Here is a 626-nt window from a genome sequence, read left to right as displayed (position 1 = left end):
GTATGATTTCTATCTACTACTGCATAATCATTATTAGAGTTAGCATTATAATTAAATTTAAGAGAACTTGCATATAAAGATATTTCAACTCTTCCATTTGTATAATCATAAGAAGCTATGGAGTTAGATATATTTCTAATTGCTGCAGGTGATGATCCTGGTCTTACATCAACTACCGAAACAACTGCCGAGAATTTTTTCCCCTTAAATTCATCTGGTAATTGAATGACTCTTCTTTTTCCTCCTTCGCTTCCTACAAAGTAGTCTGAAATAGTAGTTGTATAATTTAAATGGTGATATTCTCTCTTACTACTTCCAAACATATTATAAAATCCTTCTGTTGGTGAAATTACAATCTTTGAGCCATCTGGCATTTGACTTTCAAATTTACCTGTTTCCATGAAAATTTTAGTTAACCCATTTTTAGAAGCGAATAAACTTCCAACTATTTTTTCAGCTAGTATTCCTTCTGCTGTTATAGCCGTTGTAAACTCCCAATCCCTTCCGTCTGGAGTTCTTTGTCTACTACACATAAAACCTAAAGTACCAAGTGCTACTGCTCCATATGTTTCACTACTTTCGTCTAAATCTTCAAAAAGCATAGCTCTTATATGTTGCTTTTGTGC

1 pseudogene is annotated in these 626 nt (G+C 33.1%); it reads right to left on the bottom strand.

Features of this window, described 5'->3' with window-relative positions:
- A pseudogene (locus tag EJJ37_RS20600) lies at positions 1-626 on the bottom strand (hypothetical protein); the annotation flags it as partial.

Source organism: Clostridium cuniculi, from assembly GCF_004353185.1.
In the GTDB taxonomy this organism is placed as follows: Bacteria; Bacillota; Clostridia; order Clostridiales; family Clostridiaceae; genus Clostridium; species Clostridium cuniculi.
Note: the sequence above shows the minus strand (reverse complement) of the source record. Positions and strands in the feature narration are given on the sequence as shown.